Raw genomic sequence first — 11,819 nt, forward strand, 5'->3', positions numbered from 1 at the left:
GAAGGAAAAAAATGAAACAAATTAAATCAGTACTGATAGCCCTGATACTGGTGATTTCACTGTCTTCTGTCTTTGCTGAAGATAATTCTGCAGCAGCATATCAATTGCTCGGTATAGATGCCCGTTCTATTGGTATGGGTGGAACTGGGACCGCGTTTTTGGATAATGTCTCAAGCGCATACCTGAATCCGGCAGTTTTAGCAGATGTTAAAACGATAGAATTTACTTCAGCCACAAGACAGAATATGGCTTGGGATAGAAATCATAATGCACTTGCTTTAGGGTTTGTGCTTCCCATGGGTTATATAGCGGCATCCTGGCAAAATGCTACTGTTAGTGATATTCCAGGATACGATGTTAATGGTAATCCTACCGGGGAATTCAGCAATAGTGATAACACGCTTGCTTTAAGTTATGCAGCTAAAATAGGGAAAGTTAATTTCGGTGTAACGCCAAAGTTTTATCTTTCTAATCAGGATAATGAATCCGAAACCGGTTATGGAGTGGATTTAGGAGTTCTCTATCATATCAATCGTTATTTTAATGCAGGGATGGTTGTGCGTGATTTAGTTGCCAAATATCCGGGAGAAGAAGATGACATTCCCATAGAGTTCATTCCTGGCATTGCCGCCTATCCTATTCCGGGTTTGATTATTGCTGCAGACCTTTCCGGCAGGGATAATTTTGAGGACTCAAAATTGCGGTTGGGTGTAGAGTATTGGCTCGGTGTTAAAGATGATGCCGAAATTGGTTCCAGTTTATCCGGAATTCGTATTAGAGAGAGTGCAACCTGGTCTGATATCCTATCCAAAGTTCAAGCTGGAATTCGTGCCGGTGTAAATGACGGTGCATTCACAGCTGGTGCAGGACTGCGGTTTAAGATGTTAGAAATGAATTATGCATTCCAGATAGCACATGATGAATACTTGAATGATACTCATTCAGTTTCCCTGTTACTGCATTTCTAAAATGCGGTTAACCGGGATTTCTGGTATGCAATAAAAATAATTGTGGGTGTATTCCCCTGAGACGATTTCTCAGGGGAAACGCTCACGGTAGAGGAGATATAATGAAGAAACTAATAATCTGGTTGATAATCCTCCTATCCTGCCAGTTTGCTCTTGCTTTAAATGATAATATCTATTTTATTAATGCCCGGCAATATTATGAACTGGGTAATTATACATCCGCCAAGCTAAATCTGGAGATGATTCAAGCGCCGGATAATCAAGACCCGGAATATGCCTTGTTACAAGGAAAAGTTCATCTTGCTTTGGGAGATTACAAACAGGCACATATTTGGCTTACTGAATATAGCAAAAATTCCCTGGCTACAGACCCCTTAGTGCAAGAAGAATTGCTGCAGATGTTAAATGAGGTTGCCTTGTATCAGGAACAAAAATCTGTTTCGGTTTCTTTGGGAAAACTGAAGGGCGCTGTTAATTCAAGTGATTCAGAATATGCTCCGGTATTTACACCAGATGGCAGATATATGTATTTCAGTTCTCTCCGAAACAGTAATTTTGGTAAGGAAAATATTTTTCTGTCTTTGCAGCAGAATTATGTATTCAGTGAGGCAATTGAAGTAGATGAACTCTGCACCGATTATAATGAATCGTTTGGCTCTCTATCTATGGATGGCAAAACTGCTTATTTATTCGGGTATTATTCCAAAGATAAGACCAATGGTGATATTTATCTTACAACTCTGAAAGATAACGGTCGTTGGAACAAACCAACTTTGATTAAAGAGGTCTCCAGTAATTATTATGATTTGCAACCCTTTGTCTGGCGAGATAAAGTTATGTTTTTAACCAGCAATCGTGACGGCAATCATAAGAATTATGATCTTTTTGTTTCAGAGAATATAAACGGAACCTGGTCTGTTCCTGTTAATATTGGCGAGGTTATCAATACTCCTTATGACGAGCAATCCCCTTTCCTGAGTTCTGATGGAAAATATCTATATTTTGCCTCTTTCGGGCATAACGGTTTTGGCGGAAATGATATCTTTGTTTCCACGCGGATAGGAAATTCCTGGACACAATGGAGCAAACCGGTAAATTTAGGACCCGTTATCAATTCCGTGAAAGATGATCGCTATTTTACAATTGCTCCTGATGGCAAAAATGCCTATTTGTGTTCCAACAGAGTTGGAGGAATGGGACAGGAAGATATCTATACGATAGACCTTGGTTTACTGGATAAGATGAAGGAACAAATTGCCTTACTAACAGGAGTGAAGCCCAGTGAAGAAACACAGGTTGTTCCCCAAACATTTCAAGAGTTGAAAATCAGCGGTGTAGTTGTGGACGATAAAAATCATCCGGTAAAGACGGATATTATATGGGTTTATAATCTGAAAGATAAAACCTTTATGCGTATTATTCCATCCGATGATTTGGGAACTTTTTCCTTCACTTTACCCGGGGATGCTACCGATGTTGCTTTTGAAATAAATACTCCCGGTTATAAAAAGACGACCGGAGCCATAGATATTCCTCCAGATAAGAATGAGATATTTGTAAATATCACTCTTCCCACAGAAACAGGTATTGGAGAAGGTGGAAATCTTGCCATCAACGGCAAAGTTCTAGATGAGGAAAATAATCCTGTTAAGTGCAGTATTCGGTGGAGCTATGTTTATGAGGGTGAATTAACCGAAGTTATTGTAGAAAGCAATAATGAGGGTGCCTTTAAACTCTATACTCCCCTTATGGATAAGCTTAAATACAGAATTGAAGAACCCGGCTTTGCAGTGCGGGAAGAAATTATAACTATTCCCAAGGATGTGAATAGTTATGACACAATTATTCGTTTAGTAAAATTGGGGAATGAAGTTACGCTTAGCGGTAAGGTCTTTGACGATAATGATAATCCTTTGGTTGCTATGGTTGCCTGGATTTATGAAAATGAAGATGAAATTATTGAATATCGGGTTGTAACTGATAGTAACGGTGATTATAGCATTTCGTTGCCGCGTATCCCCAAATTTCAATACCGTGTTTCCAAACCAAACTATTTGCAGATTTCGGGTGAGATAGATATTCCGGAAGAGCAACAAAATATTACTAAGAATTTCCGCTTGTCCAAATTGGAAAAAGAAGCTGTCTTTGAACTGGAGAATGTAGAATTTGAGTTTAATAAGGCAGTTCTTACTTCCAGGTCTCTGGAAATCCTGGAACCGGTTTTGGCTACTATGAAGGAAAATGAGACCCTGGAAATTGAGCTTTCGGGGCATACAGATAATATTGGCAGTAAACAGTATAATCAAAAACTTTCCGAAGCCCGCGCACAAGCTGTTGCAGATTACCTAATCAAAAACGGCATTGATCAGAAACGCATTAAAACCATCGGCTACGGATTTGATAAACCTATTGCCTCCAATTCTACTCCTGAAGGAAGACAGAAGAACCGCAGAACCGAAATGAAAATCCTGGGAATTGAATATAAAGAGGATAGTTACGAAGACCTGGAAAAAGAATTTATGCAGGCAGAGAAAAAAGCCCGCGTGGTAAAAACAATTTCCAAAGATTCTGCCTATACTGTTACGAAAACCGGAATTCCTTCCTCCCTGGAAGCACAGTTTAAAACTATGATTCAACAAGCATTAGCCGGCAATAAACAATTCAGCGTAAAAGTTGACCTTTTCCTGAATAACGGCAAAATCCAATCGGCAAATGTGCAAGACCTTTTGGGTAATCTGGATGAAGAAACAACAGAAGATATTGCTGATATGATGCTGGGTTGGAAAGTTCAATCTCAAGGCAGGGATATTTATTCCTTTACGGTGAAAAAATAACACTCTGATAAATTAACTATACTAAAGAATCCTGGAGCTTGCTTCAGGATTCTTTTTTTGCCAAACCGGGTGAATATTGTCTCGCACAGATGGTACAGACAGCACAGAAAAAAAGAGATACAAAGTGTGAGAGAAGCAGCTTTTTGGCGAACGAAATTATATGCATTCCGTATTGAGAATACATAAAATAAAAATGGGCATTTAACTTTATGCCTTTCTTATGGATACCCCTCTTTTTAGCAACTACATTTGTTGCAATACACCTGAAATTACCTTGGGGACTTTGTTTAGCTTCTTGTTGGCTGGTCATTTCTTTAATGACTCTTTAACGATCCTTTAACAATACATTAACTTCGTTAAAGAATCGCTAAAGAAGGTTTATAGAAGCATAAAGGTTTCAACTTGGGCAGGAATCTGCTTCAGTCAGGAAAATATTTATGCATTCTCAAAATGAAAACCATATACTTTGCCATTGTGAACAAGCATAAAAAAAACTCCCAACAGCTGCATTGCCGTTGGGAGTGTGTTCTGAATAAAGAATCAGGAAATTGCGTTAGCCGCTATTTCAGCAGAATCAATTTTCCGGTTTCGCTGGAGCTATCGCAAATCGTGCGGTAGAAATAAATCCCGTTTCTAACCGGCTTGGTGTTTTCATCCAAGGTATTCCAACTAAGCTGAGCTGAACCGTTTTGGTCGGTTTTAGTTGCTAAACGCTTTATCAGTTGCCCTTTCAAATTATAGATTTCAATAGTGACAGGGCGGTTTGATTTGCCCGAAATTTTGAAGGTAGTATTTCCTTTGAAAGGATTGGGGTAGGCACAAACATTATTAAGAGCAGATGCAATTTCATCATCATTGGGCACATTCACCATAACAGTAATAGAATTTGAGGGATTAGAAACTAATAGCGGATAGGTGAAAATGGAACAAACCCAATAGGTATGAGTTCCATCTGGAACATTTATATCTGTATAGGAGAGGGAATCCGGGTTCATTAAATTATACAGCGTTGAACCATCGCGGAAAATGCGATAACCACTAAATGCCTTTCCCTGATAGTGAATTGGTTTTTGCCAATGCAGGGTAACGGTATTGGGAGGAGTAAAAGTTCCCGTAAGATTTTGCGGTGCGGGTAAATCTTCAATAGGAATAGTAGGAGAACTTAGAACCGGAGTTCCAGCCATACCATGTTGGTCAAACGGGGTTATTTGACAGGCAATTGAATAATCCAAATCTTCCGGTTGAATGGTATAGGTCTGTTGAGTAGCATTAGGAATTATAACCGGTTGATTATTGAACATCTGCATCCATTGGAATTGAGTAGTGCCTTCGGCATCGCCATCAGGATCGGAAAAATCATAGAGAACGGTTATTCCCTGATAAACGACAGGAGGACCTGCTATAATTAAATTGGCGGCAACTGGCGGGGCATTATTAAAACCGGTTCCGGTAAGGGGAATCTGAACTACATTGTAGCCACTTAGATTGCTGTTTAAAGTTAAGGTTCCTGTATATGGAACTGCAGAAGCAGGAACGAAATCTACATTGACAGTGCAGGATTGATAGGGTTCAATGCTGAAATTGGTCTGTTCAGGAACAAAAACAGGATTGGATGAAGAAATCGTGCCGGTTACGGTAAAATTAAAAAAGTTATTCACCGTAAAAGACAAACTGTTGCTGTCTCCAATATAAGTTTCGGGAAAACTTAGTTCGGTTGCCGAAACAGGATTAACTCCCACCAGACCGGGCAAAGGATACTTAACTCCTTGAAGGATTTCTTTAGTGGCACTATTCTGCAGGAAAAGAACTACTTCACAAGTGTTGATATTCCATGCAGAATTAAATACTCCGGTAAGATTATAGGTCTGCTCTTCTCCCGTGGCAAGAGAAACGGCGGTTCCGCTTTGATTAGGTAACATCAAGCGGTTTACAAAATTAAGATGCGTCTGACCCTGCCAGGAATACTGAATATGTGATTCGGTAACAACGCAATGTAAAAGGACATTGGTATTAGTGTCAGCTTCCGGTTTGGCAACTGTAGCAACAATGTTCAAATTATTTCCATCCAGAGAACCGGTCGCGGAAATGGTATATTTGGAAGCAACAGCAATACGCGATGTAACTCTGGGCAGGTAATAAGAATACATTGATTGGTTATGGTCACCACCCTCCACAGCATTTAATCCGTCAAAATAAGCAGTAGGAACACCGCCTGGATTGTAATAACTATTTCGGGCATTAGAATAAGCATTGGCAAAGCTATCACCGGTATGATTTTCAATGATAGCTGCCGGCTGGCCATTTGCTATTAAGTCATCGGCACCCATAGCGGCTCCTGGACAATAAGTACACCAGGTTCCGGTAGAAATTTCTACAACTACCAAATTTCGGGGCACTGCAAAGATAAATAGCAGGACACCGGTAAAAACGAGGGTTAAGAGAATTTTTTTCATTATTACTCCTTATGTTTATTTAGTTTAAAAAACATTATTATCCTCTCCAGGGGAGAAGATATGCCTTAATTTCTTCGTTGTAATAGCGGTCTGTCATTGTTGCTATAAAATCGCGCACTTGTTCTGCCGGCGAGAAATTATCCAGGTATTCGGGAAATTTGTGGTTCAGGAAATGTTTGAATATTTTGGATTCCCGATTATTTTCCTGGATGTCATTCAAGTAAATATCAAAAAGGATAGGCATTGTGCGGTAAATAATGGAATTTGATTTTTTCACATTATCATCGGTGTAAATTCTTTTGTAATTGAATTTTTTCAAAGCCAAAAGATGCTCACTGGTCTCTTTATCAAAAGCAATGAAATCCTGATCGTAGCTATTTACAATCACGCTTTTGATGAGGGTTTCAATTATCTGACTATTAGTATTGCCCAAATAGGCAACCTGCTCTGGAGGAAGCTCATCTCTATTAAGAATATTAAAACGAATGGCATCTTCTATATCTTGTCCTATATAGGCAATAGTATCGGTAATGCGAACTACACATCCTTCCAGAGTAGCTGGCATAAATTGAATATCCCTGCCGGCTTTTTTAGCCAAAATATAATTCTGAATATCCTCCTCGGTTTTATTGGTTTGAGGAATTAGCTGCGTGTTGTGCACTTCTCCATCGTGGGAAATTATGCCGTCTCGTACCTGAAAAGTTAAATTCAGTCCTTTCCCCTTGCGGGAAATGTGATCTACGATGTGCAAACTTTCAATGTTGTGATGAAATTCCCCGATACCGTATTTCACACAACACAGGGAAAGAGTATTCTCACCATCATGACCAAAAGGACAATGCCCCAAATCATGCCCCAAGGCAATTGCCTCAATCAATTCCGTGTTTAGTTTCAGATATTTTCCTATAGTGCGTGCGATTTGGGAAACATAGGCAATATGCAGATTGCGGTTAGTCATTTCTTCATCAATCATATTGGTGAAAGAGAAAACCTGTGTTTTTCCATGGTAGCGACGGTAAGCACCACTGTAAAGAATTCTATCTCTATCCACGGCAAATTGGGAACGCATAATATCCGGCTCTTCTTTTTTACTGCGCCAGGCATTTACAGAATGAAAAGCACGCTTGCCTAAAGTGCTTTCGTAAGCAGCTCTGATTTCATTGAAGATATTGGTTAGTTCGTCATTCCTCATTTATTTCCTTTCTCCATACTGATATAATATTTCAAATAGGGATACTGTCAAGTGTTACTTTGCATCTTTGCAAGAATATAACCTAAGCTTTTCAAATAATAAACATTACACTGACTACATGGTTTTTGATTTGATAATAGCTCCGGACTGAACAAGACGAATGAGATTTTCTGGATTTAAATTCTATTTGTTAGCTAATATCGGTTCTTGAATGAATGGTGCGTTGCAGGGAAATGTGTTAGTGGGGGATAAATCTGGTTGGTAGCATAAATATTAAAAATAATGGGCTTTTCGCAAAAACTCATTGACAAGAAATATATAAACAATTCTTATGGTTTTTATTGACTTTTATTACTGGTGGTTGCTATGTTATATACTTTGCCGGATGGTAAAAAGATTGATTTAACGCGTGTGGAAAGCATCTCTAAAATTAGAGAATAGGGTCAGGCAGGAAGGATAATTGAAAAGCAGTTAATTGGCTTTGCAATACATTTAAAGAATAATGAAACAATTGAGGTTAAAGAGGAATATCATTTCAGTGATTGGGCAGAAGTGAAAATACGCTTGAGCAAATTACGAGATGATATTATAGCTCATTGGGAGAAAGTGCAAAAGAAATAGCAGCGTTTGTTTTGTTTTATCAGGATGTTAAAGTCGTTCTTCGTTACTAAGAAGACAGTTCTTTAAAAGCCATTTTTGCCTTTACCGAATCAGAATTCAACTATTCGCTACTTTAAACCTCTTGACCTCTCGCCCTCTTGACCTCTCGACCCCTTGACCTCTCGACCCCTTGACCTCTCGACCCCTTGACCCCTTGACCTCTCGCCCCCTTGACCTCTCGACCCCTTGACCTCTCGCCCCCTTGGACTTTTTCATAGACAAACAAGCCAACCTTGATTTTTTGGTTTATAAACTGTAAAAAGGATTTAGATATGGATACCGATGCGGATAGTCCGCTTACTAAAATACGCAATATAGGGATAATGGCTCATATTGATGCCGGAAAGACAACAACCACAGAACGCATTCTGTTCTATTCAGGATATCTGCATAAAATGGGTGAAGTGCATAATGGAAATACTTTTACGGACTGGATGGAACAGGAAAAGGAAAGAGGAATAACAATTACTTCTGCCACCGTTACTTGTTTCTGGAATAACTGTCAGATAAATATTATTGATACTCCCGGGCATGTAGATTTTACGGCTGAAGTAGAACGCTCCTTGCGTGTTTTAGATGGTGCGATAGGTGTTTTTTGTGCGGTTGGAGGCGTGGAACCACAATCAGAAACAGTTTGGAATCAAGCAAATCGTTATTATGTTCCCCGCTTGGCGTATATCAACAAAATGGATCGGATTGGAGCGGATTATTTTCATTGCATACAAATGATTAGAGAGCGGCTTACTCCTAATGCTTTTCCGGTGAATTTTCCGATGGGCAGTGAAGATAACTTTGAAGGGGTGATAGATTTAATCACGATGCAGGCATTTTATTTTGATCCTTTAACTTATGGCTATGAAGTGAAGCACACGGCAATTCCGGAAAAATATCTGGAAAGTGCAAAAAGGATGCGGGAAGAGCTTTTGGAAAAGGTAAGCGAATTCAGTGACGAACTTATGCTGCAGTTTCTGGAAGGAGAAGAGATTTCTGTAAGTATCTTAAAAGAGGCAATTCGCAAGGGGACGATCAGCTGTCAATTTGTGCCTGTTTTTTGCGGAAGTTCGTTAAAAAACAAAGGTATTCAACTTCTTTTGGATGGAATATGTGATTTTTTACCTTCACCGCTTGATATAGGTGATACGCAAGGTTTTGAACCCGTAACGCATAACCCCGTTAATATCAGTCCTGACCCCAAAGGACCTCTGGTAGCTTTAGCTTTCAAAGTGCAAGTTGATAAATATGTGGGGCGTCTTGTTTACATAAGGGTTTATTCCGGCACTTTAAAGAAAGGCGGTTCTTTTATAAATCAGACCAATGATAAAAAAGAACGGGTTTCCCGCATTTTGCAAATGATGAGTAACCGTAAAAACGATTTGGATAATCTCCATTCAGGAGATATTGGAGCGATTGTCGGCTCCAGATTTTTAATGACCGGAGATACTATTACCGATGGTTCAACAGCAGTATTGCTTTCCAAAATGCACTTTCCCGATACTGTAATTTCTATGGCTATTGAGCCCAAAACGAAAGCAGACCAGGAAAATCTGAATATTGCTTTGCAGCGGTTGGAAGAAGAAGACCCTACCTTTAGAGTGCATATTGATAAGGATACGGGACAGACATTGATTTCCGGAATGGGAGAATTGCATTTGGAAATAATTGTAGAGCGTTTACGCAGAGAATTCGGAGTAGCAGTAAATCAAGGCAATCCTCAGGTCTCCTACAAAGAAACCATCACCAAAGAAGTGGAAACGGAAGAAGTTTTCCAGCGTGAACTGAACGGAAAGGGAAATTATGCTTATGTGAAATTCCGGTTAAGCCCAATTCCGTTAAAAGACCTCCCGGATGATGCCAGGAACATCTTTATCAACAAAGTGACGGAAGAACAAATCCCGCAGGAATTTTGGAAACCGATTGAAGACGCTGTCTTTAATGCTTTGAATGACGGACCTCTTATCAGCAGTAATGTTGAACGAGTTTGCATTGAGCTTATAGACGGTAACTTTAATCCTGTAGATTCCAATGAGCTTGCCTATCGCATTGCTACAGGAATTGCTATTGGTAAAGGGCTGAGAGCTGCTTCGCCGGTAATTATGGAACCGATTATGTTGCTATCGGTTATTGCTCCGGATGAATCTGTGGGGGATATTCTTAACGATATTAATGCTAAGCGGGGAAAAATTGATATTATGCGCAGGGAGAATGAATTCAAACAGGAAATTGTAGCGGAAATGCCTCTATCCGAACTTTTTGGCTATGCTACCCGGATTCGTTCTTTAAGTCAAGGCAGAGCAATATACACTTTGGAATTCAAGAAGTATGAAATCTGTCCCGTCCAGGTTCAAAACGCAGTTTTAAAAAGAATTCGCGGTTATGTGGAATAAACACTTGACAGCTATCAGCAGTTTTAGATAATGAAAAATAAGGAGGAGGTATAATTATGAACATTGAACTTGTCCTTGATGGCAAAGTAGCTAAAATGAAGATTGAAGGAATCTTAAATAGCGAAAATGCCTATCTTCTTCAGGAAAAATTAACTGAAGTATTTAATTCAGATGCCACTCTTCTGGAGCTTGATTTGCTGGATTGTCGCAACATCAGTTCAACCGGAATTGGGAAAATTTTGTTATTTTACAAGGATTTTATTACTAAGGGAGGGGAAATTGTAGTAATTAGAAGTTCCAATAGCGTATATGAATTATTTTCAATGCTAAAGCTAAATCAATTATTTACAGTTAATTTGGGCTGAAATGAAACCTCGCATTCTGGTAGTGGATGATAGCAGTTCTCTGGTTTTAAGTTTATCCGAGCTGCTTAAAATTAACGGTTTTGAGATAGATACAGCTTTTAGTGGCATTGAAGCATTACATAAAACCGAAGCCGAAGAATATGATTTGGTAATTTGTGATATTGAGATGCCCGGAATGAACGGTTTGGAATTTCTTTCCCGCATCCGCAAGGATTACGAAAAGGATTTGGAAGTTATCCTGATGACAGGTTATCTGGAGAATCAATATTTCATTGAGGCAATTCGGCTTGGAGCTTCCGATTTTATTCATAAGCCCATAGACAGCAAGCAGTTATTGCGTTCCATTCAGACCGTTTTAAAACGCCGGAAAAAGCACAAAGATTTCAGTGGATTTTACCATAACCTGGAGAAAGCGGAGTTTCATTTTGAACTTAATCCCAACAATTTCTCCAAATTTGATGTCTCGGAAGTTTTTCATTACTTTCTAAAGCAGAATTTGAACTTATCACACAATGTATTGAACGAGATTTTAATCTGTTTGGACGAAATGGTTTACAACGCCTATATTCATGGAACTCTTGGCTTAAATATGCAGGAACGGGTATTAGAACACAATAAGCTGCAAAATTTAATTAATGAACGGCTGCAACAACCTGAATATGCCTCCCGAAGAATGCGTTTTCACTTTTGTCTTTGTAATAATGCAAATACTATTAAAATCTCCGTTGAAGACGATGGTCCCGGTTTTGACTATAAGATATGGATTAACAGAGTGGCAAACGACCCCAAACTGAATTTGGAAGATAATGGCAGGGGAATTGCTATGCTCTATCATCTTGCAGATAAATTGGAGTTTGAAGATGAAGGCAGAAAGGTTACCATCTGCAAAAATATACCGGTTAACAATAGAAAATGACAGTGCAGGAGTTACTGGAGCAGGCAAAAAGTACCGGCGGTCGCCGT

The 11,819-nt window shown here is 39.2% G+C and carries 7 protein-coding genes; 5 read left to right on the plus strand and 2 right to left on the minus strand.

The window, feature by feature from the left end; translation table 11 throughout:
• The first annotated feature begins 11 nt into the window (after positions 1 to 11).
• Both PLE33_00415 and PLE33_00420 read left to right on the plus strand, forming a co-directional pair.
• Positions 12 to 968 carry a hypothetical protein gene (locus tag PLE33_00415; protein HPS59709.1) on the plus strand — a complete coding sequence of 319 codons (957 nt, stop codon included), beginning with the start codon at positions 12 to 14 and terminating at the stop codon, positions 966 to 968.
• A 101-nt stretch (positions 969 to 1,069) separates the two neighbouring features.
• Complete coding sequence (locus tag PLE33_00420; GenBank protein HPS59710.1) at positions 1,070 to 3,802, plus strand: OmpA family protein; 2,733 nt, start codon at positions 1,070 to 1,072, stop codon at positions 3,800 to 3,802.
• A gap of 560 nt (positions 3,803 to 4,362) precedes the next feature.
• Here PLE33_00420 and PLE33_00425 read toward each other — a convergent pair.
• Both PLE33_00425 and PLE33_00430 read right to left on the minus strand, forming a co-directional pair.
• Positions 4,363 to 6,255, minus strand: a complete 1,893-nt coding sequence (locus PLE33_00425) for an Omp28-related outer membrane protein (protein HPS59711.1) — start codon at positions 6,253 to 6,255, stop codon at positions 4,363 to 4,365.
• Positions 6,256 to 6,292: 37 nt separating this feature from the next.
• The gene (locus PLE33_00430) at positions 6,293 to 7,447 is read right to left on the minus strand and encodes an HD domain-containing protein (GenBank protein ID HPS59712.1); all 1,155 of its coding nucleotides are present in this window, start codon (positions 7,445 to 7,447) and stop codon (positions 6,293 to 6,295) included.
• A gap of 932 nt (positions 7,448 to 8,379) precedes the next feature.
• On the opposite strand from PLE33_00430, the gene fusA reads away from it, so the two are divergent.
• From fusA to PLE33_00445, 3 genes are read left to right on the plus strand one after another with little or no spacing between them, the layout of a single operon-like run.
• On the plus strand, positions 8,380 to 10,491 hold the full coding sequence (gene fusA, locus PLE33_00435) for an elongation factor G (GenBank protein ID HPS59713.1): 2,112 nt from the start codon (positions 8,380 to 8,382) through the stop codon (positions 10,489 to 10,491).
• A gap of 56 nt (positions 10,492 to 10,547) precedes the next feature.
• Complete coding sequence (locus tag PLE33_00440) at positions 10,548 to 10,856, plus strand: STAS domain-containing protein (GenBank protein HPS59714.1); 309 nt, start codon at positions 10,548 to 10,550, stop codon at positions 10,854 to 10,856.
• 1 nt (position 10,857) lies between these two features.
• Positions 10,858 to 11,772: a response regulator gene (locus PLE33_00445; GenBank protein ID HPS59715.1), complete on the plus strand. Its 915-nt coding sequence runs from the start codon at positions 10,858 to 10,860 to the stop codon at positions 11,770 to 11,772.
• Positions 11,773 to 11,819 lie beyond the last annotated feature (47 nt).

Source organism: Candidatus Cloacimonas sp., from assembly GCA_035403355.1.
Lineage (GTDB): Bacteria > Cloacimonadota > Cloacimonadia > Cloacimonadales > Cloacimonadaceae > Cloacimonas.

Excerpts from the sequence above, each read along its gene's own strand:
- PLE33_00415 (HPS59709.1), top strand. The coding sequence starts at position 12 with ATGAAACAAATTAAATCAGTACTGATAGCCCTGATACTGGTGATTTCA.
- PLE33_00420 (HPS59710.1), top strand. The coding sequence starts at position 1,070 with ATGAAGAAACTAATAATCTGGTTGATAATCCTCCTATCCTGCCAGTTT.
- PLE33_00425 (HPS59711.1), bottom strand. The coding sequence starts at position 6,255 with ATGAAAAAAATTCTCTTAACCCTCGTTTTTACCGGTGTCCTGCTATTT.
- PLE33_00430 (HPS59712.1), bottom strand. The coding sequence starts at position 7,447 with ATGAGGAATGACGAACTAACCAATATCTTCAATGAAATCAGAGCTGCT.
- fusA (HPS59713.1), top strand. The coding sequence starts at position 8,380 with ATGGATACCGATGCGGATAGTCCGCTTACTAAAATACGCAATATAGGG.
- PLE33_00440 (HPS59714.1), top strand. The coding sequence starts at position 10,548 with ATGAACATTGAACTTGTCCTTGATGGCAAAGTAGCTAAAATGAAGATT.
- PLE33_00445 (HPS59715.1), top strand. The coding sequence starts at position 10,858 with ATGAAACCTCGCATTCTGGTAGTGGATGATAGCAGTTCTCTGGTTTTA.